Annotated in this window: 15 protein-coding genes and 1 other RNA gene; 15 read left to right on the forward strand and 1 reads right to left on the reverse strand. The window is 55.0% G+C overall.

The window, feature by feature from the left end; genetic code table 11:
• The first annotated feature begins 1 nt into the window (after position 1).
• From AB5Y71_RS10105 to AB5Y71_RS10150, 10 genes are all read left to right on the forward strand, one after another.
• The gene (locus AB5Y71_RS10105) at positions 2-1,159 is read left to right on the forward strand and encodes an acyl-CoA dehydrogenase family protein (RefSeq protein WP_368171482.1); all 1,158 of its coding nucleotides are present in this window, start codon (positions 2-4) and stop codon (positions 1,157-1,159) included.
• Between the two features lie 140 nt (positions 1,160-1,299).
• Complete coding sequence (locus AB5Y71_RS10110) at positions 1,300-2,082, forward strand: enoyl-CoA hydratase (protein WP_005345131.1); 783 nt, start codon at positions 1,300-1,302, stop codon at positions 2,080-2,082.
• Between the two features lie 18 nt (positions 2,083-2,100).
• Complete coding sequence (locus AB5Y71_RS10115) at positions 2,101-3,213, forward strand: enoyl-CoA hydratase/isomerase family protein (RefSeq protein WP_368171483.1); 1,113 nt, start codon at positions 2,101-2,103, stop codon at positions 3,211-3,213.
• Positions 3,214-3,264: 51 nt separating this feature from the next.
• Complete coding sequence (gene mmsB, locus AB5Y71_RS10120) at positions 3,265-4,167, forward strand: 3-hydroxyisobutyrate dehydrogenase (protein ID WP_368171484.1); 903 nt, start codon at positions 3,265-3,267, stop codon at positions 4,165-4,167.
• Between the two features lie 52 nt (positions 4,168-4,219).
• The gene (locus AB5Y71_RS10125) at positions 4,220-4,999 is read left to right on the forward strand and encodes an SDR family oxidoreductase (RefSeq protein WP_307896702.1); all 780 of its coding nucleotides are present in this window, start codon (positions 4,220-4,222) and stop codon (positions 4,997-4,999) included.
• 358 nt (positions 5,000-5,357) lie between these two features.
• Entirely contained in the window at positions 5,358-6,794 is a 1,437-nt protein-coding gene (gene arcD, locus AB5Y71_RS10130) for an arginine-ornithine antiporter (RefSeq protein WP_058057349.1), read from the forward strand.
• 106 nt (positions 6,795-6,900) lie between these two features.
• Positions 6,901-7,689, forward strand: coding sequence for a sulfite exporter TauE/SafE family protein (locus tag AB5Y71_RS10135; protein ID WP_307896703.1), 789 nt, complete (start codon positions 6,901-6,903; stop codon positions 7,687-7,689).
• A gap of 102 nt (positions 7,690-7,791) precedes the next feature.
• An RNA gene (ffs, locus tag AB5Y71_RS10140) (signal recognition particle sRNA small type) lies at positions 7,792-7,888 on the forward strand.
• Between the two features lie 84 nt (positions 7,889-7,972).
• On the forward strand, positions 7,973-9,091 hold the full coding sequence (locus AB5Y71_RS10145) for a tyrosine-type recombinase/integrase (RefSeq protein WP_368171485.1): 1,119 nt from the start codon (positions 7,973-7,975) through the stop codon (positions 9,089-9,091).
• An 88-nt stretch (positions 9,092-9,179) separates the two neighbouring features.
• A complete protein-coding gene (locus AB5Y71_RS10150; protein WP_368171486.1) occupies positions 9,180-10,022 on the forward strand; it encodes an OST-HTH/LOTUS domain-containing protein in 843 nt (280 codons plus the stop codon).
• Positions 10,023-10,181: 159 nt separating this feature from the next.
• Here the strand turns inward: AB5Y71_RS10150 and AB5Y71_RS10155 are convergent, their stop codons facing one another.
• Complete coding sequence (locus AB5Y71_RS10155; RefSeq protein WP_368171487.1) at positions 10,182-12,797, reverse strand: phage/plasmid primase, P4 family; 2,616 nt, start codon at positions 12,795-12,797, stop codon at positions 10,182-10,184.
• A gap of 815 nt (positions 12,798-13,612) precedes the next feature.
• On the opposite strand from AB5Y71_RS10155, the gene AB5Y71_RS10160 reads away from it, so the two are divergent.
• The 5 genes from AB5Y71_RS10160 to AB5Y71_RS10180 all read left to right on the forward strand — a co-directional run bounded on the left by AB5Y71_RS10160 (position 13,613) and on the right by AB5Y71_RS10180 (position 22,023).
• The gene (locus AB5Y71_RS10160) at positions 13,613-15,589 is read left to right on the forward strand and encodes an N-6 DNA methylase (RefSeq protein WP_368171488.1); all 1,977 of its coding nucleotides are present in this window, start codon (positions 13,613-13,615) and stop codon (positions 15,587-15,589) included.
• Positions 15,586-16,974: a restriction endonuclease subunit S gene (locus tag AB5Y71_RS10165; RefSeq protein WP_368171489.1), complete on the forward strand. Its 1,389-nt coding sequence runs from the start codon at positions 15,586-15,588 to the stop codon at positions 16,972-16,974. The genes AB5Y71_RS10160 and AB5Y71_RS10165 overlap by 4 nt, the downstream gene beginning before the upstream one ends.
• Complete coding sequence (locus AB5Y71_RS10170; RefSeq protein WP_368171490.1) at positions 16,971-18,233, forward strand: PD-(D/E)XK nuclease family protein; 1,263 nt, start codon at positions 16,971-16,973, stop codon at positions 18,231-18,233. The genes AB5Y71_RS10165 and AB5Y71_RS10170 overlap by 4 nt, the downstream gene beginning before the upstream one ends.
• A gap of 115 nt (positions 18,234-18,348) precedes the next feature.
• A complete protein-coding gene (locus tag AB5Y71_RS10175; protein WP_368171491.1) occupies positions 18,349-18,813 on the forward strand; it encodes a hypothetical protein in 465 nt (154 codons plus the stop codon).
• Positions 18,814-18,849: 36 nt separating this feature from the next.
• On the forward strand, positions 18,850-22,023 hold the full coding sequence (locus AB5Y71_RS10180) for a type I restriction endonuclease subunit R (RefSeq protein ID WP_368171492.1): 3,174 nt from the start codon (positions 18,850-18,852) through the stop codon (positions 22,021-22,023).
• The last annotated feature ends 158 nt before the right edge of the window (positions 22,024-22,181 follow it).

The raw sequence follows: 22,181 nt of genomic DNA on the forward strand, positions 1-22,181 counted from the left end.
GATGGATTTTACCCTGACCGATGATCAACAGGCGTATGTGGAGGCGGCCGCCGCCTTTGCCGATGAGGCGCTCAAACCCCATGCCGCGCGCTGGGACAAGGAGCATGAGTTTCCGATCCCGACCATCAAGCAGGCGGCCGGGCTAGGTTTTTGTGGTCTCTATACGCCGGAGCAGTTTGGCGGATTGGGGCTGCCGCGCCTCGATGCGAGCCTCATCTTCGAACGCCTTGCCATGGGCTGTACCTCGACCACGGCGTATCTGACGATCCACAACATGGTGAGCTGGATGCTGGGTAGCTGGTTGCCCACCGAGGTTGCCAAAGAGTGGGTTCCGAAACTGGCTAGCGGCGAATTGCTGAGCTCCTATTGCCTCACCGAGCCGGGGGCGGGTTCCGATGCTGCGGCACTCATGACCCGGGCGGTGCGCGAGGGTGATAGCTACCTCATCGAGGGAACCAAGGTCTTTATCTCGGGAGCGGGGAGCACTGACGTGCTGGTGGTGATGGCCCGTACCGGTGGTGAAGGTGCGAAGGGGATCTCTGCCTTTATGGTGCCGGCAGATAGCGCGGGCATCGTCTATGGCAAGCCCGAAGAGAAGATGGGCTGGAACAGCCAGCCGACCCGGGAGGTTGTTTTCAACGGGGTGCGTATTCCCGCCCGCTACCGGTTGGGTGAGGAGGGGGAAGGGTTCAAGTTCGCCATGCAGGCCCTCGATGGGGGGCGCATCAATATTGCCACCTGTTCGGTGGGCACCGCCCAGCAGGCGCTGGACGATGCGCTGGCTTATGTGCAGCAGCGCCAGCAATTTGGTCACCCGATCAGCGAATTCCAGAGCGTGCAGTTTCGCCTGGCCGATATGGCGACCGAGCTGGCTGCCGCCCGTTTGCTGGTGCGTCAGGCCGCCGACAAGCTGGATCGCGGGGCACCCGACAAGAGTGCCTGGTGTGCCATGGCCAAGCGTTTTGCCACCGATGTGGGTTATCGAATCTGTGATGAGGCTCTGCAACTCTTTGGCGGCTATGGTTATATCCGCGAGTATCCGCTCGAGCGCTATCTGCGCGATACCCGGGTACACCGCATTCTGGAGGGCACCAACGAGGTGATGCGACTCATCATCGCGCGCCGCATGCTGGCCGATCCCGGTTTGTCGCTGGGCTAACCGGTGGTCGCATCAAGGGTGTGTTGCCTGCCACCCGATTTGCACCATGCCATGCCGGTTTCGGCTTTGTGAGCCAGCCACAGGTTGGTGTCATTCAAGCCTGTCATCATGGCGGCAGCTTCATCGACAAGGACAATGCTATGACAAGGATCAGACTCGAATATCATGGCCACGTGGCCTATATCACCCTCGACCATCCCCCTGCCAACACCTGGACCCTCGCCAGCCTGCAGGCCTTTTTGCAGATGATGGTGGAGCTCGACAGTCGTCCCGATGTGGTGGCGCTGGTGATCCGTGGTGCGGGCGACAAATTTTTCTGCGCCGGTGCCGACCTAAATATGTTTGTCGAGGGGAATGTCGAGCTGGCCCGCGAAGTAGCCGAGGCCTTTGGCAAGGCCTTCGAGGCGCTGGCCCGTTTTCACGGCGTCAGTATCGCCGCCATCAATGGTTATGCCATGGGCGGTGGCCTGGAAGTGGCGCTGGCCTGTGATATCCGCATTGCCGAGCAGCAGGCGCTGCTGGGACTGCCGGAGGCATCGGTGGGCTTGCTCCCCTGTGCCGGTGGCACCCAGCGCCTGACCGAGCTGGTGGGGCCGGGCTGGGCCAAGCGGATGATCCTCTGCGGCGAGAAGGTGAGTGCCTCGCTGGCCTACGAGATGGGGCTGGTGGAGGAGGTGGTGAAAACCGGTCAGGCGTGGGAGGCCGCGCACCAGATGGCCCATCTGGTGGAGCGCCAGAGCCCGAGTGCCCTGCGCGCCTGCAAAACCCTGATCAATCAGGGCCGCAGTGGCCCGCGGGATGCCGCCTTGCCCCTTGAGCGAGCGCTGTTTCTCGATCTCTTTAGCGATGCCAACCAGCGTGAAGGGGTGGCCGCCTTCCTGGAGAAACGCTTACCGCGCTGGCAATATGGCCCAACAGAATAAATCCATACGGAGCCGTTTATGAGTGAGTTGGTCAAGGTTAGCTGTTATCCCACCGAAGATGGCCATCAGATCGGGGTGTTGACCCTCGACAGCCCTGCGTCTCTCAACGCATTGAGCCTGCCGATGATCCAGATCCTGCAACAGACGCTGACCCGTTGGGAGCAGGATCCTGCCATCGTCTGTGTGCTGCTGCAGGGGGCGGGTGAGAAGGCATTTTGTGCCGGTGGCGATATCCGCTCCTTCTATTACCGCAAGCAGGAGGCGAGCGGATCGGAACTGTTCGAATATGCCCGCGACTTTTTCGAGCAGGAGTACCGGCTCGACCACCACATCCACTCTTACCGCAAGCCCCTTATTTGCGTGGCGGACGGTATCTGCATGGGGGGCGGCATTGGCCTGTTTGCCGGAGCCGATTTTCGGGTTGTCACCGAAAGAAGCCTGTTTGCCATGCCGGAGGTGACCATAGGCCTCTACCCCGACGTGGGGGCAAGCTGGTTTTTAAGCCGGATGCCGGGGCGGCTCGGGCTCTGGCTTGGTTTGACTGGCGCCCGCTTCAACGGGAGTGATGCCATCGGTCTTGGGCTGGCGGATCACGCCATCGCCAGTAGCGAGCGCAGTGCGCTGTTGTCACGCCTCGCCGTGCTCGACTGGGCTGGCAGTGGTGATCCCCGTGAGCAGATCGATCTGCTGCTCACGGGGTTGCATGGTGAGGTGGCGGCCCGCTTGCCAGCGCCAGTATTGCTGCCCCATCAACAGAGGATCGATGCCTTGCTGGCGGGACGCACGCTGCAAGGGGCATTGGCGCGGTTGTTCGAAGCTCAGTTCGATGAACAGGAGGCGGTACTCCAGCAGGCGCAGCAGCTCTGCCGCACCGGCAGCCCCATCAGCCGTGCCATTTTGTGGCGCCAGTATTGGCAGGCTCGCCGCAACTCACTGGCAGAGGTATTTGCCGAGGAGCTGACCCTCTCGGTCAACTGCGTGCTCAAGGGCGATTTTGTGGAAGGGGTGCGGGCACTGCTGATCGACAAGGATAAAGATCCCCGCTGGCAACAGTTGCCACCGGAGGGGGAGTGGCTGGACGAGTTCTATCGCTGGCCGCAGGGGAGCAATCCGTTGGCCTGCAAGGAATAACATCTTGGCAACCGGCGCACGCCGCCATCAGCAACGCAAGGAGCAAGCGGGATGACAAGGATAGGGTTTATCGGGCTCGGCAACATGGGCGGGCCCATGGCGGCCAATCTGGCCAGGGCTGGGCACAGGGTGCAGGTGTTTGATCTGGTTGCTCAAAACATTGAGCGCGCCATCGCCGCTGGCTGTATCGCCACGGGGGATGCCCGAGAGGCGGTGACCGGCTGCGAGGTGGTGATCAGCATGCTACCTGCGGGGGAGCATGTGCGCGACCTTTGGTTGTCTGAGGGGCAGGATCTGCTGGCAGCCCTGCCGGTTGGTGCACTGGTGATCGACTGCTCCACTATCGATGTCGACTCTGCCCGTCAGGTCGGGGAGGCGGCCCGCGCCCGCGGTTTGCGCTTTATCGATGCCCCCGTATCGGGCGGTGTCGCCGGTGCGGCCGCCGGGACGCTCACCTTTATAGTTGGCGGCGACGCGGCAGATTTCGAGGCGGCGACGCCCCTGCTCGCCTGCATGGGGCAGAACCTGTTTCACGCCGGAACGCTGGGGGCGGGGCAGATCGCCAAGATGTGCAATAACATGCTGCTTGCGATCCATATGGCGGGTACTGCCGAAGCGCTGGCCCTCGGGGTGAAGGAGGGGCTGGATCCCGCCGTGCTCTCCACCATCATGGGCAAGAGCTCCGGCAACAACTGGAGTCTGGAGCGCTACAACCCCTGGCCCGGGGTGATGGAGAATGTCCCTGCCGCCCGCAACTATCAGGGGGGCTTTATGACCCGTTTGATGGTGAAAGATTTGGGATTGGCCATGGCGCTGGCCGAGCATGGCCACAGCGCTGTGCCCATGGGTGCGCTGGCCCGCAACCTGTTCAACCTGCATGCCGCTCAGGGGCAGGGGAGCCGCGATTTCTCCAGTATCGTCGAACTCTATCTGGATAAACAGGATCCCACCTGACGGGCCACCTCTCTTTAAGGCATCTCTCTTCGACCAGCTACAAGGAGCATTGATGGATATCAAAGATAAGGTCATCGTTATTACCGGCGCTGGACGTGGCTTGGGACGGGCCATTGCGCTGGCCCTGGGCGCACAGGGGGCGACGCTGGCGCTGCTCGACATCAATCGCGCCGATCTGGAGGCGACCGCAGCCCTGGTGCGCAGTCAGAATGATCAGTGCGATCAAGATAGCCAGTGCGAGCTGTTTGTCTGCAATGTGGCGAGCGAAGCCGAGGTTGAGTCGGTTTTTGCTGGCATCAAGGAGCGTTTTGGCGTGCTGCACGGTCTTATCAACTGCGCCGGCATTTTGCGCGATGGCATGCTGATCAAGGTGAAAGAGGGTGAGCTGGTGGAGAAGATGACGCTGGTCCAGTGGCAGAGCGTGATTGACGTCAACCTCACCGGTACCTTCCTCTGTGGGCGCGAGGGGGCGGCGCTGATGGCGCAAGGGGGGCAGGGGGGCGTCATCATCAACATCTCCTCCATCGCCCGCGCTGGCAATATTGGCCAGAGCAACTATGCCGCCAGCAAGGCGGGGGTTGCCTCGCTGGTGGTGACCTGGGCGCGGGAGTTGGCGCGCCATGGCATTCGGGTGATGGGGATTGCCCCCGGGGTGTTTGCCACCGACATGACGGCGGCGATGAAGCCGGAGGCGATGGCGCGGATGCAGCAGGCCATTCCGGTCGGCACCCTTGGCGAGGCGCAGCAGCTGGCCGAGACGGTGAGCTTTATTTTTTCCAACGACTATCTGTCGGGAAGGATGATTGAACTGGATGGCGGTTTGCGTTTATAGGGATTTACATAATGGGCCCCGGTGTTTCCACCGGGGCTTTTTTATGCAGATTATTTATACAGAGAGCGCCTGAATGGCAATGCATAGGAACCATGCGAGTCAGGTTGTGTTGGCAGAAAAATGAGAAATATCAATGGGTCTTGGTTAATTTGAGCCAGCTCACAGGCCATATGGGTCAGTGCTGTAAAATTGCGCGCGGTCAAGGCGGTGCATGATTGACGGGACGAGGGATTGCGGTCGGAATAGTCATGCAATATAGTTGCCGCCTTTTTCACGGGGTCAGGATTCCCAGCCCCTCCCATATTGCGCGCAGTATGAATACGGACGCTCTGCCGCCGCCTAAATAAACAGGATTGAAATGGACAAGAAACTAGGGCTGGGCGCCCTCATTTCGCTGGTGATCGGCTCCATGGTCGGCGCCGGGGTCTTCAGTCTGCCACAAAACATTGCTGCGCATGCCAGTGCCGGGGCGGTCGCTCTGGGTTGGGCCATCACCGGTCTTGGCATGATCTGTCTCGCGCTGGTCTATCAGAACCTCTCCATGCGCCGCCCCGATCTCGATGGCGGTATCTTCAGCTATGCCAAAGCCGGTTTCGGCGATTTTATCGGCTTCAACGCCGCCTGGGGTTACTGGCTCTGCCAACTGCTGGCCAACGTCTCCTACGCCATCGTGGTGTTCAGCGCCCTGAGCTACTTCTTCGATACGCCGGACAACGTCATCTTCGGTGACGGCAATACGCCGGTGGCCATCACGCTGGCCTCCATCCTGATCTGGTCGGTGCATGCGCTGGTGCTGCGCGGGGTGCAGGTCGCTGCGCTGGTGAATATCGTCACCACCATCGCCAAGATGGTGCCGCTCATCGTCTTCTGTGTCGCGATCCTGCTGGCCTTCAACATGGATACCTTCACTCTGGATATCTGGGGCCAGAACAACATGGAGCTGGGTTCCGTGATGGATCAGGTCAAGTCCACCATGAAGGTGACCCTCTGGGTCTTTATCGGGATTGAAGGGGCCGTGGTGGTCTCTGCCCGTGCCCGTCATCGCAAGGATGTGGGCCGTGCCACCGTGCTGGCGCTGCTCGGCGCCCTGACACTCTATGTGATGGTGACCCTGTTCTCGCTGGGTGTCATGAGCCAGCCGCAACTGGCGGCGCTTAAAAATCCTTCGACCGCCATGATCCTTGAAGCCGTAGTCGGCCCCTGGGGCGCCTGGCTTATCAACATCGGTCTGGTGGTGTCGGTGATGGGGGCGCTACTCAGCTGGACCGTGCTGGCCGCTGAAGTGCCCTACATCGCAGGCAAGACCGGCGTCTTCCCGGGCTGGTTTGCCAAGGAGAACAAAAACGGCTCGCCGCAGGTGTCCCTCTGGTGCTCTACCTGTCTGGTGCAGATCTTCCTGATCATCATCTACTTCCAGAGCAGCACCTATCTGGCGCTGGTCAACATCGCCACCTCTGCAGCGTTGGTGCCCTACGTTTTCTCCGGTGCCTATGGCCTGAAGCTGGCATTGAAAGGGGAGACCTATCAGGGTCAACCTCATCAGCGCAAGCGTGACCTGCTGCTGGCTCTGGTGGCGACCGTTTACGGCTGCTGGCTGGTCTACGCTGCCGGTGTGGAGTACCTGCTGCTGGTGGCGCTGCTATATAGCCCAGGCATCTTCATCTACTGGAAGGCGCGTCAGCATCACGGTCTGCGTGGCCTTAACCGGCTGGAGCAGGGGATGACGGCGGCTCTGCTCGGCTGCGCCGTGCTGGCCTTCTACAAGGTGATGGATGGTACCATTCCGCTGAACTGAGCGGCACAATAGAGAGATGGCCCTCGCGCCATCTCTTTTTTTTTCATGCTGATATCCAGTGTCGTCCGGCCGAGTTGGCCGTTTATCGTTCAAGACAGGAATTTTTATGCTGTTTATGGGTTACCTCCTGCTGGGCGCCTTTGCCGGTATGCTGGCTGGGCTGTTCGGGATTGGCGGTGGATTGATCATTGTTCCCGTGCTGGTGGTCAGTTTTCGTGCGATGGGATTTGAACCCGAAATCATTACCCATTTGGCCCTGGGCACTTCCCTTCCCACCATGATCTTTACCGGATTCAGCTCGCTTAGAGCGCACCAAGAAGCGGGCGCCGTCGACTGGGTGATGATCCGCAGATTGGGGGCTGGTATGTTGGTTGGTGCCTGGCTCGGTGGTATGACGGCCAATCTGCTCAGTGCCAGTACCCTCAATATCATCATCGGATGCTTCGCCTGGACTATGGCGCTGCAGATGGGGCTCAATCTCAAGCCCAAAGCGGAGCGCCATATGCCGGGGGCGCTCGGCACAGGCATCGCCGGTACCATCATTGGTTGGATGTCAGCGCTGTTTGGTATTGGCGGTGGCTCGCTAACCGTCCCTTATCTGAGCTGGAACTCGGTGCCGATGCGCAATGCGGTAGCGGCCTCTGCAGCTTGCAGCATGCCCATCGCGCTGGCGGGGAGCCTCAGCTACCTCTATGCGGGTTGGAGTCATGCCGATCTGCCCGAGTGGAGTGTGGGCTACATCTATCTGCCAGCGCTGCTCGGCATTGTGCTGACCAGTACCCAGTTTGCCCGCCTTGGTGCCAAGCTGGCACACCGATTGTCACCAAGACGCCTCAAGCAGGCATTTGCTCTGCTGATGCTGCTGGTGGGGGCGAAATTTATGCTGTTTAGCTGATTCATTCGGCAGATTGTTGAAAAATAAGGCAAACGATCTGTTGGAGGGTAGAAAGCCGTTGCATTGAACGCCCAGTTTGCCTATTCTCCTCGCCGGTGGTCCTATTGGTCCTCTCGCATTGATAACCCGTCGACCTGGTCAGGACCGGAAGGTAGCAGCCAAGGCGGGGGACTCGAGTGCCGGGATGTGGCTGGTAGGGCCACCACTTGTTTCTGCAATTCAATAAGTTAGCTTCCTAAAGCCCTTGGTCATCCACTTTGTGTGGACGACGAGGAGCTCATCGATGAATCTCTGGCTCAGTCCCCACGGCATCTGGTATTACCGGAAAGTCACCACGCTTCCCTGTGGTCGTCGCAAAGAGATCAAAAAATCCCTGCATACCCGAGACAAGCTGACGGCCCGCCACAAGGTGACCCAGCTGCTTGCCTGCGTGCGTTCCAGACCAAAATCTGGCGTTGAGCCTGCTGAGGCATCAGAGACCCCACCAAATCAATCGAGCACCAAGCCGGTAGCTCGGGCGGTTAAACCGCTTGCTCCGCTCCTGTCAGTCCTGAGTGACCGCTATCAGAAGGAGAAGGCCCTATCCTGGGCTCCCAAAGAGCGAAAGAACCAGAAAAACTATCTCGGCTCCTTTATCGAGGCACTGGGGGATCGCCCTGTGACCGGCTACAGCAAGGCTGACGTGGTCATGTTCAAGGATGGGCTACTGAACTCGGGTAAGAGTCCGGCCACCATCAACAAGTACCTCCAGAAGCTCTCCCTGTTGTTTAGCTGGCTTGCTAACCATCAGGAGGGGATCGTCAACCATTTCGCTGGGCTCAAGTTGCAACGGGTCAAAGAGACCAAGGCCAGAAGTGGTTACACGATGGAGGAGAGGCAGAGGTTCGTCCAATGGGCGAAAAGGCAGGAGCCCTATCGCCGCTGGATAGCCCTGTTGGGGCTCTACACGGGGGCCCGAGCCAACGAGATCTGCCAGCTCTATGCCGATGATGTTGTGTTGGTGGATAACATCTGGTGTATCAAAGTGCAGGCAGGTAGACCAGACCAGAAGCTCAAGACAGACAACAGCAAACGGCTCATTCCGATCCATTCGGCGGTGCTGGAGGCTGGCTTCCTAGCATTTGTGCAAGAGAGGGTGGGGGGAAGGCTCTTCGTCGAACTGCCCCATCGCCAAGACGGCTACAGCCACCTTTGGGGGCAGTGGTTCAGCCGCAACCGGCCGGTGCCTAAAGATTTCCACAGTTTGAGACATACGGTAGCGACAATTCTGAAAGATAAAGGTATTCCTCTTCAATTTGCTGCCGCGATCTTGGGTCATACCAACGGAGCGATCAGTTATGACCGATATGGTGGTGGGATAGCAGTTGAGAAGTTACAAGCCGCTATCGAAGCTGCACTATGAACGCGTTACATTGGTGAACATCTAATAGGTACTTCAACTCACATAGCCACTATTAGCTGGATGCTAATGAGCACAAGGAAGAGCTCCGTTGGAACACAATAGGCCTGACACGGCACAATCTGATTTGAATTACTTGAAAGAGCAAATTGCGTTGGAGTACGGGCGATGTCTCCTCCAGCTACAGCAGTTTGAATTGATGCTCAAAGCAGCCCTGCCCACTATGAAGGTGAGCGGATTTTCGGATGAGCTGGTTGGCAACATTGAACGCTATCGCCAGTTTTTAGTTGGAAAGACGCTGGGGCATTTGGTTGGTCAGTGGAGCCAGAGAATTACGCTGGGCGATGAGCAAGAAATTGATGATGCCCTACACAACCGAGCGTACATCAGCATCAGCGTTGGTCTGGAAGACGGGGAATGGATGAGCGAAAAGCTCAAACAATTGGTCGAGTTGCGAAATGAGCTGGTGCATCATTTCCTGTCACGCTTTACGTTGAACTCGGAGGCCAGTTGCCAAGAGGCAATCAGTTATCTGTCTACTGCAGCAAGCACCATCAAGAGCAATAGGGAAACGCTACAATCCCTCCTGATCGCTTTTGAAGAAAGTAAGAAGAGACTGCTTGAATTTATTAACTCACCTGTCGGAGAGAGTCTCTATTTGTACGGCATCATCCCGGGTGAACCTGTCGAGAATTGGGAAAATACCACCATTATCCAACAGCTGAAATTTGCAGAGCATTCCTTAGCCAAGAACGGCTGGGTACAGTTAAACGAAGCCATTTATAGCATTGGTCAACGGTGGCCAGACTTATCTCCAAAGCTGTACGGATGTAGTAGTTGGCGGGAGGTCATTCATTGTTCCCAGCTCTTCGAAGTAGACAAGCGGCTATCTCCCACAGGTGGAGTGACTTGGTATCGCACACGCCGAACCTAAATTGATACAGCAATGATGGTTTAGCAAACATCATCCCATCGATACAGATTTCCACAGCTTACGTTATGACGTTGAAGTAGCACAGAGTACCGCCTCAGTATGGGGTAGTGATGTGTGCCATAACCGACAACGAAAAGGGGCCCGCAGGCCCCGAAAATGTTACTGATTTGATGCAAGACGGAGCGTGGGGGATGCACTTGGATAAGCATCAAATGCATCATCCCGTAACACAATCCCAATAATTGCAGCCTTGTTACGGTGGCGTGTTGCTTCGAACCCCTTATCCACAAGTTTTTTCTTGAGGATGATTTTACTCATGGTCCACTCTCCGTTCTGCTGAGCCCAGCGGCTAAAAGCAGCGTAGATCTCGTCCATGGTGCATTTGTAGTTACTGCTTGGCTGAGTGCACTCTTCCAAAAAGCTTCCCACTAGATCGGATTCGCCACGGTAGCTCTCGACATCGGCCTTGATGCTTGCTGGCATCGATCGTTTCAGCCCTTGTGCCAACCACATCTGGGTGCCTTGGATGGCCCAGTTCAAGATACCTGGCAGTTCATCCTGAAGCTTCTGCATCAAGTACGGGTCTAATTGCTCTCCCGTAAACGCTGCATTGAAGGGGATCATCATCATCCGTCGCCACATGCCGGGACTGGTATCCCGGATCAAAGGCTTGTGGTTCCCCACCATTGCAAGTGAGAAGCGGGGACGGAACTCCATCTCGCTCTTGGCATAAGGGGCCCGAGCGACAATGATGTCGTCACCCGTCATGGCTTTCACTAGGTTCTCATCCATGCGAGAGCCCTCTGGTAGCTCATTAGCTACTACCAGTCGGGCGTCCACCAGCTTGGTCAACGATGGGTTCGGGCCGGTACTGGCATTTCGGTTAAACAGCAGGACGTTACTGTTGATCTGCCGACTATAGTCCCCGAGCAGTTGCTGGATGACCGACATGAAGGTGCTCTTACCATTACAGCCATTACCATAGAGGAAGAACAACAATTGCTCGTCGGTACGGCCCGTTATCCAGTAGCCCACACAGCGTTGCAGGAAGGTGGCCAGTTCGGTATCTCCACAGGTGATTTCACTGATGAATTGCTCCCAGCGTGGGCAAGTGGCCCCCGAGATATAGACAGCAGGGCTGGCACTGGTCAGCAAATGGGCTCGACGAGCAGCAAGGAAACATCCAGAGTTCAGATCGATAACCCCGTTACCGACACCAAGTAGCATGGGGTTGGCGTTGAGCTCGGCGAGTTTTATCTGCAGCATCGGTTTGGCTAACTCCAGCATGTTCTGGATGCTCGCCCGACTGAGGCAACGGGTGCCATAGCTGCGAACCATCTTGCCCCATTCCATGGCCTTCTCGTCATCCTTCTCTTTGGCAGTATCGAGTAGCTGCTTTGCAATCTGGTGGAGTTCTTCTCCTACTTGTTTGGCCATCAGCAACGGGGTTTGGTTGTCCAGTTCCCAGCAGGTCCCATTGAAGCAGAGGAAACTGCCAAACTCGGGCACATACTTGAGGTCATGGCCGCATAGTTCAACAAGCCGTTCAGCGTTTCGGCTGTCGTGGAACTCGACTGCCAAGACGGACTGACGGGGGACAATTGTGACGGATTCTGGTTGCAGATCGTCATCTTGTGTTCCCGTGGTTTCAACTACTGGTTTTTTCAGAGTAAATGCTGCCACCAGCTCCTGCAGAGGGAGTGGATTGTCACCGTGCAGATACTCGTCAATGTCCTTTACGCTATCCGGCAGCTTGACCTGAGTCAGCGTGAGGTCAAGTTTGGCAACATTTGAACGGTATTTATCACCAGCCTCATCGGTGTCGAAGAAGGTGACGGTGTCACGGTTCGCGAGCTCACGCTCTAGCCACTCAAGCTGGGTCTTTGACAAAGTGCCTATAGTGGCCAGCACTGGTCCAGGCCAACCGGCATCGACCAGCGACAGGCGGTCATTCTCTCCCTCTACCAGGGCGACAGGGCCAGGGGCATTCAGACTCTCTTCCCCGTAGAACTGAACGCCGTTAAGCCAGTTGCGGCTCGGTAGTTGGAACTGGTGCTGCTTGTTTGGGTCCTTGAAGGTGAAGCGACTGACTTGTCCGTTGCGGTCGAAGTGCGGGAACACATAGACACCGCTCGGGAAGAAGTCACGAAGTTGGTCAGGTGCATCCTTGCGGGGCTTGACCAGACCGGATGCCAGCCGTTCTTCTTGGGAAAAGCCAGCATCCCGCAACGCTTTGTTCAGGCCACCGGAGAAACCGATGTCCAGCCCCACTAGCACCTCCTCAGAATGGCCACGCAGTTCTACCAGCTCCTCAATGTCCAAACGAGTTTGATAGTGGCGGGCAGCCAGATTGAATAGCTCCTGCAGGCGAGCTGGTGGAGCGGTGTAGACCGGTTGTTCCAAAGGTACAACCTTGGGAGTAGTGGGACTAGCCTCCAGTTCTCCCAGTAGCAGCAGGCGAGCAGCATCGTAGACATTTGGGGCTTGCTTGTATTTGACGATGAGGTCGAGGACATCACCATTCTCTTCACAGCTAAAACAGTGAAAGCTATTTGTTTCAGGATATAAGGTGAAGCAATCGTTATGCCCGCACAGTGGGCAACTGCGATCATCCAGCCGATAGATCTCACCAAGTTGTTCTACGTCTTGCCCTGTAAGGGCTGAAGTGACATCAAGAATAGAGAATTTAGCCTTGATATCGGCAAGTTCGAAGTTGAGCGGGTAGCCAGCTTCGGCCAAAGCGAACTCGAGATCGCAATTTGTATGTTGAGACATGATTTCTCTCCAGTTTGACAATCAATTAATAACTCATTGTTTGACTGGCTAGATCTGCCATCTCAAAGGCTGATCGGCGGTCCGTCTACGTTCGAACAAAGGGTTGCCAGATGCTGAGGTAGTGGCCACCAGGAATCCATCATGGGAGCTGGCTTCATGGCCACGGGGACGTAAATTACCCAACACAAGGTCGAAATATACTCAGGGATGGATACACAACAAGAGTGAAAGCATTGCTTTTACTGCCTTTATACTGTTTTTGAGATCAAACCTCCGAAACGGAGGGTTTGCAATTTGAGGTCAGATTTGATAATCCTAGCCTTCTTCGCTCGGCTTCAAAAAAGCTGCATATACAAAAACGAGATGCAGCGTTCTAGTTAGGGTAAGGGTTTAGCCGTAGAAGCCCCTCAACTTACACCTATGAGTCCCTTCTGCTTTATCCATGTATTCGACACTCTCCCCGTGCCAAAACGAGATGTAAGCCCTCAGGTTCATGTGCCAGTTTTTAAGCATATTTCTTAACTTTTTCATGTGGTTAACTAAATGAAAGGTTCTCTTAATTAGCCCGAAAATTGGCAGAGAGTACGTCTTTTTAGGCTGATTTCGCTTTGTTAATAGGGATGTAAGCCAGCACAAAATCGGCGTGTCAGTATGAAAATACGGCAGGGTATTCGGTTTGGTGGCCAAAGTGGGGAAGAAAGGGTTGAGGATAACGGTTGGGATCACGCCCATAGCCAGTCCCCTGTGGTAAACTGCCCGCATTTCCGTTTGGTCCTGAATATGCCTCGGCAGTTCCCCGTATTTTGAGAATTCCAATGACCACCAATATCTCTTCCCTTGCTAGCCTGATCTGGTCGGTTGCCGACCTGCTTCGTGGTGATTTCAAACAGTCCCAGTATGGCCGCATCATCCTGCCCTTTACCGTACTGCGTCGTCTTGAGTGTGTGCTGGCACCAAGCAAGGCCCAGGTGCTGGCCATGGTGGATACAACCAAAGCCATGCCAGAACTGGCCAAAGAGAAGCTGCTGCTCAATGCCAGCGGCCACGCCTTCTACAATAGTTCACCGCTGGAGCTGGCCAAGCTTGGTGAAACCCATGTGGGTGATAACCTGGATGCCTACGTGCGGGCTTTCTCCAAGGATGCTCGTGAGATCTTCGAGCACTTCAACTTCGATGCCAGCATCAACCTGCTGGAAGATGCCGACCTGCTCTACAAGGTGGTTCGCTCCTTTGCCAACGTGGATCTTTCCCCGGAAGCGGTAGACAACTACCACATGGGTCTGGTGTTTGAAGAGCTGATCCGCCGCTTTGCGGAAAGCTCCAACGAGACAGCCGGTGAACACTTTACCCCTCGCGATATCGTGCGGCTCACCACCTCCCTGGTGTTTGCTGGTGATGATGAGGCTCTCGGCAAGCCGGGCATTGTGCGTTCCATCTATGACCCCACCGCGGGGACTGGTGGCTTTCTCTCTTGCGGCATGGAGTATCTGCACGAGCTGAATCCCGCCGCACGGCTGGCCACCTTCGGTCAGGAGCTCAACCCCGAGTCCTACGCCATCTGTAAAGCCGACATGCTGATCAAAGGGCAGGAGATCAGCAACATCAAGCTGGGCAATACCCTCTCCGATGACCAGTTGCCCTACAAGACCTTCGATTATTGTCTTTCCAACCCGCCTTTCGGTGTGGACTGGAAGAAGGTCGAAAAGCAGGTGCGGGATGAAGCAACCAAGCTGGGTTTTAACGGTCGCTTTGGTCCCGGCTTGCCACGTGTATCTGACGGCTCCTTGCTATTTTTGATGCACCTCATCGCCAAAATGCAGCAACCCTCGGCCGAGTGTGCGGGCTCCAAGATCGGGATTATCCTCAACGGCTCACCGCTCTTTACCGGTGGGGCGGGCAGTGGCGAGAGCGAGATCCGTCGTTATATCCTCGAGCACGACCTGCTGGACGCGCTGGTGGCCCTGCCCACCGATATGTTCTACAACACCGGTATCGCCACCTATATCTGGGTGCTCTCCAACCACAAACCGGCCGAGCGTAAGGGCAAGGTGCTGCTGATCAACGCTAGCGACCTGCACAGCCCGATGCGTAAATCGCTGGGGTCCAAGCGCAAACAGCTGAACGATGAGGTGTTAAGCGAGATCGTCAGCCTCTACAGCCGCTATGAAGAGAGCCCGATCGCCAAGATTTTCCCCACCACTGCCTTTGGCTATCGCCGTCTGACCATCGAGCGGCCGCTGAAACTGGCATTCTATCCGCAGGATGCCGAACGTCTTGCCAGCCTCACTGCCGATAAGGGATGGACCAAGCTCGATGGCACTTTGCAGTCCGCCATCCTGACTGCCTTGGGCCAGTTCTCTGAGGCCAAACTGCTCTCACGCGACACCTTCAAAAAACAGCTGACCAAGTTGTTGGGTGAGGTAAAGCTGCCTGCTCCGGCCTTCAAGCTGTTGGTGAGCCATCTGGGTGAGCAGGATGATGCCGCCGAAGTGTGTAAAACCAAAGGTGAGCCGGAGGCTAATGCGGACCTGCGGGATAACGAGAATGTGCCGTTGGGGGAAGATATCTATGACTACCTCAAGCGTGAGGTGCTGCCCCATGTGCCGGATGCCTGGATTGACACCACCAAAACCGATCCACTCGATGGTCAGGTCGGCATCGTCGGTTACGAGATCCCCTTTAACCGCCACTTCTATCAGTACCAGCCGCCCCGGGATCTGGCTGCCATCGATGCCGATCTCGATGCGGTAGCCAAAGAGATTATGCAACTGCTGGCGGAGGTGCATTCATGAGCAAGGTAGCAGATGAAGTGCTGCAGTCGGGGAAGTATCATGTCTATCCTGAATATAAGGATTCAGGAGTGGACTGGTTAGGTACTATTCCATTTCACTGGGAGAAAAGTCGAATTGGCTTTGAAGCGAGTATCAAAGCACGCTTAGGATGGAAGGGGCTTAAAGCTGATGAATACGTTGAAGATGGCTATATTTTTTTGGCCACACCCAACATCAAAGGCTCTGAAATTGATTTCAATAATGTCAACTACATAACCAAATTTAGATATGATGAATCACCTGAAATAAAAATTAACGTAGGTGATGTTTTAGTAACCAAAGATGGTTCGACCACGGGCACCTGTAATATTGTTAGAAAATTGCCATCGCCAGCCACGGTTAATAGCTCTATTGCAGTGATTCGACCTATCAGAAATCTTGTTTCAGAGTACCTATATTATTTTTTTCTGAGTCCATATACGCAGAGTGTAATTAAATTGATGCAGGGGGGAATGGGTGTGCCACATCTATTCCAAGCTGATTTGTGTGAATTTAATATCTTGCTGCCTCCAATGAATGAGCAACGTACAATCGCTGCCTTCCTTGACTACGAAACCGCTCGGATTGATCAACTTATTGCCAAGCAGCAGCGGCTGATCGAGCTGCTGAAAGAGAAGCGGCAGGCGGTGATCTCCCACGCTGTGACCAAGGGCCTCAACCCCGATGCCCCCATGAAAGACTCCGGCATCGAGTGGCTTGGCCAAGTACCGGAGCATTGGACTGTGACTAAGCTGAAATATAAATGCAGCCATATAGTTGACTGCCCTCATTCCACACCAAGATATGATGATGGGGGGGATTTTCCTGCGATACGTACAGCGGACATCTCTGCTGGGTTAATGAATTTGCAGAATGCTCGAAGAGTAAGCAAAGACGTATATAATGAGAGAAATATACGTTTGGTTCCTATATGGGATGACATTATCTATTCTAGAGAGGGGGAGAGATTCGGTATCGGTGCTTGCATCCCACAAAATGCGAAAGTCTGCTTGGCTCAAAGGGTTATGCTATTTAGAGCGAAGAGCTCCTCAAGATTTATAATGTGGGCTTTGAATTCTACATCTACTTATAATCAAGCAAAGCAGGACTGCATTGGCTCTACGGCGCCACATGTGAATGTTGAAACTATAAAAAATTTCATTCTAGCTTGGCCCCCAGAAAAAGAACGCTCTGAAATATCAGAATATATCGATCGAGTTTCTTCTAGAATAGACATTATTGTAGATTTGGCGATTAATAAGGTTAATTTGCTTCAAGAACGCCGTACTGCTCTGATTTCTGCAGCTGTCACTGGCAAGATAGATCTGCGTGGCTGGACACCGCCAGCAGAAGAGGCAGCAGCATGAGTTCAATGCCGCAAACCGAGGCGACTGATGCGATTGCTCCAGCCAGCAATGACGAGCAGTACCGCTGGCTGACCGAGCTGATTTTCGATAGCAAGGAGCTCGATAAGTTGGGGGGCATGGTCTCGGAGTTCAACCTGTTTGAAGCGATGGGGATGGTGCGTCAGGAGATCCGCCACTCCCACTTTCTCGGCACCCTCTTCAATCCCCGTGAGCCCCATGGTTTGGGCTCTCGCTTCTTTGAGTCGCTGCTTTCAAGGTTGCTCTATGACTTGCCGGAGCGGCGAAGTGGCGATGTTTCCCTACTCGATATCGATCTCTGTGATTACGATGACCTGCAGGTATTTCGCGAGCAAGATCGTATCGATCTACTGCTGGTGAGCGAGCAAAACCGTCAGGTCTTTGTTATCGAGAACAAGATTGACGCCGGTGAGCACGGCAATCAGCTGGAACGTTATGAGCAGAGCATTGCTCGACGCTATCCGAAGCATCACAAGGTCTTTGTCTTCTTGACCCTCGACGGCAGCGAGGCCAGTCGCGATGGCTGGTTAACCCTGAGCTATGCCCAGGTCATTGAATGCCTGAGCGAACTGGTCACCGATTATGGCCATCAGATCCCGCCATCAGCCCGTATCGGCATCGAGCACTACATCACCCTATTCAAGCGATATTTTATGGAAGATACCGAGATTGCGGAGCTCTGCCGCCGTATTTACAAGAAGCACCAGAAAGCACTGGATCTGATTTTTGAGCACAGACCTGCTGATGGCGATGGCCGAACCGAGCGCCGGGATTGGGCGAAAGAGGTTATCGCTCTTGTCGCAGAGCAGCACGGTTGGGAGATCGATAGTGAGACAAGAACAATGATTCGCTACGCCCATTTACCGTGGGATGACGGGAAGGGGATGCGTTCTTCAAACTGGACCAAAAGTGGCCGCGTTGTACTGTTTGAAATCCAGAGCAATACCGACAAGCTAGAGCTGAAACTGCTGATTGGCCCTAGCAGTGATGCTTCATTGCGTGACCATCTGTTTAGCCGTGTGGAGCAAAGTGGGGTTGCAGCGCTGTCGACACGAAAACTGCGACAAAGCCCGCAATGGAGCCAAGTCTACTCACTGCGTCTGCTCGATAAAAAACACACTGTCGATGAGCCTGACGAAGAGGCGTGCAAAAAACAGATCGACAAGAAGCTACAGCATTTCTGGTCACACGACTGGCCCCTGCTGAAAGTGACCATGGACAAGGCGATTGAGACCTTGTAGCGAGGATGGGGATAACAATGGATAACAAAGCACGGAAAAAGGCATTTCAAGACCATATCATCGCAGATTTTGAGCAAGTCCGTTTATTGGTTGGTCGTGGTTATCAGGAGAGCTAATGCTGATTCGGATACTCAAAAAACTACTGCTATGGTGCGGCGATGATTCATATCAGAGTCAAGCTACGCGGATAAAAGATGCTGATGTATTAAATGATGCTCTTTTGAAAAAAACTGTGTGCTTAGTGGACGAGCGGGACGTAAAGGCTACAGCATTGGAGCACGCTGAGCTTCGAATTCAACGACTGCTATCTGAGCTCAATGATATGGATGAAGCATCTCAGACACAGGCATCCATCATTCGTAGCATGGGGAGCAAGCAAAGGGATTTGGAAGATAAAGTCTATGAGCTGCAACAGTGGGAAACCCGATATCGGCAAATGATCCATAAGCTAACGCCAAAAGATCAAACTCCCAAAGTCATTAAAGTAGATGCTGAATCAACCGCTGTCTTACCTCCCTATAGCAGGGACGAATGCCAAGCATGTGGTGGAATTGGGCCATATTGCAGATGCTCTAACTAAAAACATCCTTACCGATTAAAACGTAGAAGAAGAGTTATGGACAGTAAAGCACGGGAAAAGGCGTTTCAAGACCATATCATCGAGCAGCTGGCCGCTTCGGGTTGGCTGGTGGGTGAGTCGTCTCACTACGACAAAGAGCGAGCACTCTATCCGGAAGACTTGATCGCCTATGTGCAAGAGAGCCAGCCTGAGGGGTGGCAGAAGTTCTGCAAGACCTATGGCGAGCAGCCGGAACGCCACCTGCTGGACGGTGCGGTGCGCCAGCTTAAACGCAGTGAAGGGGGAACCCTGTGGCTGCTGCGTAACCAGATTGAAGATCGCGGCCATCGACTCAAGGTCGCCAGCTTCAAGCCTGATCATGACTTGAATCCAGAACTGCTGGCTCGCTATCAAGCCAACCGGCTGCGGGTGGTGCCCGAGTTGGTCTATAGCCCCCATGGTTATGATGGCCGTATCGATCTGACCCTCTTTTTGAACGGCATCCCGGTGGCGACACTGGAGCTCAAATCTTGCTTCAAGCAGTCGCTGGAGAATGCCAAGAAGCAGTATCGGGAAGATCGTCTGCCCAAGACCAATGGGCGTGATGAGCCACTACTGAGTTTTCGCCGCGGGGCGCTGGTGCACTTTGCAGTGAATCAGTTCGAGGTGGCGATGACCACTAAACTGGCGGGCGACTCGACTTTCTTCCTGCCATTCAACCAGGGCACCCGTGAGGGTGGGGCGGGCAATGATCAGCCCTTGCCAGTGAATGGTGAGGAGGGCATTGCTACCGGTTATCTGTGGCAAGAGATCCTGCAACCGGATAACTTCCTGCGGATACTGAGTCGCTATCTGCACCTTGAGGTCAAGGTGGAAGAGGATGAGCTGGGGCGGCAGAAGAAGAAAGAGACGATGATCTTCCCTCGCTATCACCAGTGGAAAGTGGTTCAGAATTTGTTGGCCACGGTGGGGCAGGAGGGGGCTGGTCAGAAGTACCTGATCCAGCACTCGGCAGGGTCTGGCAAATCCAACTCGATTGCCTGGCTGACCCATCAGCTGGCCTCGCTCTACCTGGATAAAGGGGAGAAGTTGTTCAATTCGGTGATCGTGATTACCGATAGAACGGTGCTCGACAGCCAGTTGCAAGAGACTATCGCCCAGTTTGACCATGCTGATGGGGTGGTGAGTCGCATCAACCGGGAAGAGGGAGATGGCTCCAAGTCGGCACAACTGACCGAGGCACTGGCCAGTGGCACGCCCATCATCATCGTCACCATTCAAACCTTCCCGCACGTACTCAAGGCCATTCAGGAATCGACCACACTGAAAGGCTCTCGCTTTGCGGTGGTTGCCGATGAGGCGCATTCAAGCCAGACCGGCAGCACGGCTCGTCAGTTGCGTGAAGTCTTGATGGCCGAGCAGTTAGATGGGGAAGAGGAACTCAGCGGCGAAGATGTGATGAACATGACGCTGGCCGCTCGTGGCGGCAGCCAGAACATCAGCTATTTCGCCTTTACGGCAACCCCGAAGGGTAAAACGCTGGAGCTGTTTGGCCGCCCAGCGAACCCGACGATGCCGCTTGGCCAGGATAACAAGCCCAAGCCATTTCATGTTTACTCCATGCGTCAGGCGATCGAGGAGGGTTTTATCCTCGACGTGCTGAAGAACTACACCAACTATTCGCTTGCCTACAAACTCGCCATGAAGGCAGAAGAGGCGGATAAGGAAGTGGATGCCAAGAAGGCTCGCATCCGGCTATCCAAGTGGGTGCGGCTACACCCGCACAATATCGGCCAGAAAGTGGCGATCATCGTTGAGCATTTCCGCACCAACGTGGCCAATCTCCTGGGAGGGCAGGCCAAGGCAATGGTTGTGACGTCGAGCCGGCTGGAGGCTGTTCGCTACAAGCTGGCGTTCGATAAGTATGTAACAGAGCAAGGCTATGGTGCTATTCGTGCCATGGTGGCGTTCTCTGGCGACATCGAAGAGGAAGGGCAGAGCTTTAACGAGCGGAACATGAACCCCGAGCTTAATGGGCGGGACATGCGTAAGGCATTCGATACCCAGGACTATCAGGTGATGCTGGTGGCCAACAAGTTTCAGACCGGTTTCGATCAGCCCAAGCTGTGTGCCATGTATGTGGACAAGAAGCTGACAGGAGTGGATTGCATCCAGACCCTTTCTCGCCTCAACCGCACCTATCTAGGCAAGGAGAGCACCTTTGTGCTCGATTTCGTGAATGATCCGCAGGATGTGCTGGAGGAGTTCCAAAAATATTTTGAGACAGCCACCCTCGATACCGTCTCCGATCCCAATCTGGTCTATGACCTGTTCCACAAGCTGAAAGCGACGGGCATCTTTACTTGGAGCGAGGTGGAGGCGTTTAGCGATGCCTATTTCGATCCCAAGCGTGGGGCCGAAGCCTTGCCCGGTTATATCAAACCGGCTGTCGAACGGTTCACCAAACGTTACAAGCTGGCCAGTGAAGCTGTGAGGGAGTGTCGCCAGATGCTCAAACGCATCGAGCGGGAAGGCGGGTCTGCGACTGATAAGGTAAATGCCGAACGGCGGGTCAAAGAAGCGACCGAAGCCCGGGGCGAGCTCGATCTCTTCAAGAAAGATCTCAATAGCTATGTGCGGTTCTATGAGTTTGTCTCCCAGATCACCGCCTTTGATGACGAATCATTGGAGCGGCTCTGCGTGTTCGCCCGCCACCTGCTGCCGATGTTGCGTCAGGAGGTGCTGGAGGAGGACGAGATTGATCTCTCTCAAGTGTTGCTGAGCCATTACAACCTCAAGGCCAAGCGAACTCAGGATCTCAAGCTCAAAGCTGATGCAAGCGGCAATGGTTTGCAGGGCATCTCGGCGCTCGGCAGTGCCAAAGCAAAAGAAGAGAAGAAAGACTTCCTCTCTCACATCTTGGAGCAACTGAACGATCTGTTCGGTACAGAGGTGACTGATGGGGACAAGCTGGATTGGCTGCAGGGGATGGCCAGCAAGATTGCGGAAAACCAGCCCTTGATGGATCAGGTGCGAAATAACCCCCGCGACGCCATCATGCTGGGTGACTATCCCAAGGCGGTTGATGCGGCCGTGATCGAGCGGATGGATATCCAGAACGGCATGTCGCTGGACTACCTCTCTCGACCCGAGGCGGCCAACCGTATCCAGAGCCTACTACTGGATATCTTGCTCAAAGGCTTGCAGGGGGGATTGAGCCATCAGAATTAAGTTGGGTTAATTGGCACCATTGTTCCCCAGCCTAATAACAGGAGGGGGAAGAGGTGATTATGGTCAACTGCCGATTTTGAGGCATATCTATGAACTTTTCTTATCATCGGTAGCATAGAGAAGATCGTATTAATGCATAGAAATCGGCAGATTAATTA

It is taken from the genome of Aeromonas sp. R9-2 (assembly GCF_040908025.1).
GTDB classification, from domain to species: domain Bacteria; phylum Pseudomonadota; class Gammaproteobacteria; order Enterobacterales; family Aeromonadaceae; genus Aeromonas; species Aeromonas veronii.

What these genes read in the sequence shown, in the direction of transcription:
- AB5Y71_RS10105 (WP_368171482.1), top strand. Translation starts at nt 2, where the DNA reads ATGGATTTTACCCTGACCGATGATCAACAGGCGTATGTGGAGGCGGCC.
- AB5Y71_RS10110 (WP_005345131.1), top strand. Translation starts at nt 1,300, where the DNA reads ATGACAAGGATCAGACTCGAATATCATGGCCACGTGGCCTATATCACC.
- AB5Y71_RS10115 (WP_368171483.1), top strand. Translation starts at nt 2,101, where the DNA reads ATGAGTGAGTTGGTCAAGGTTAGCTGTTATCCCACCGAAGATGGCCAT.
- mmsB (WP_368171484.1), top strand. Translation starts at nt 3,265, where the DNA reads ATGACAAGGATAGGGTTTATCGGGCTCGGCAACATGGGCGGGCCCATG.
- AB5Y71_RS10125 (WP_307896702.1), top strand. Translation starts at nt 4,220, where the DNA reads ATGGATATCAAAGATAAGGTCATCGTTATTACCGGCGCTGGACGTGGC.
- arcD (WP_058057349.1), top strand. Translation starts at nt 5,358, where the DNA reads ATGGACAAGAAACTAGGGCTGGGCGCCCTCATTTCGCTGGTGATCGGC.
- AB5Y71_RS10135 (WP_307896703.1), top strand. Translation starts at nt 6,901, where the DNA reads ATGCTGTTTATGGGTTACCTCCTGCTGGGCGCCTTTGCCGGTATGCTG.
- AB5Y71_RS10145 (WP_368171485.1), top strand. Translation starts at nt 7,973, where the DNA reads ATGAATCTCTGGCTCAGTCCCCACGGCATCTGGTATTACCGGAAAGTC.
- AB5Y71_RS10155 (WP_368171487.1), bottom strand. Translation starts at nt 12,797, where the DNA reads ATGTCTCAACATACAAATTGCGATCTCGAGTTCGCTTTGGCCGAAGCT.
- AB5Y71_RS10160 (WP_368171488.1), top strand. Translation starts at nt 13,613, where the DNA reads ATGACCACCAATATCTCTTCCCTTGCTAGCCTGATCTGGTCGGTTGCC.
- AB5Y71_RS10165 (WP_368171489.1), top strand. Translation starts at nt 15,586, where the DNA reads ATGAGCAAGGTAGCAGATGAAGTGCTGCAGTCGGGGAAGTATCATGTC.
- AB5Y71_RS10170 (WP_368171490.1), top strand. Translation starts at nt 16,971, where the DNA reads ATGAGTTCAATGCCGCAAACCGAGGCGACTGATGCGATTGCTCCAGCC.
- AB5Y71_RS10175 (WP_368171491.1), top strand. Translation starts at nt 18,349, where the DNA reads ATGCTGATTCGGATACTCAAAAAACTACTGCTATGGTGCGGCGATGAT.
- AB5Y71_RS10180 (WP_368171492.1), top strand. Translation starts at nt 18,850, where the DNA reads ATGGACAGTAAAGCACGGGAAAAGGCGTTTCAAGACCATATCATCGAG.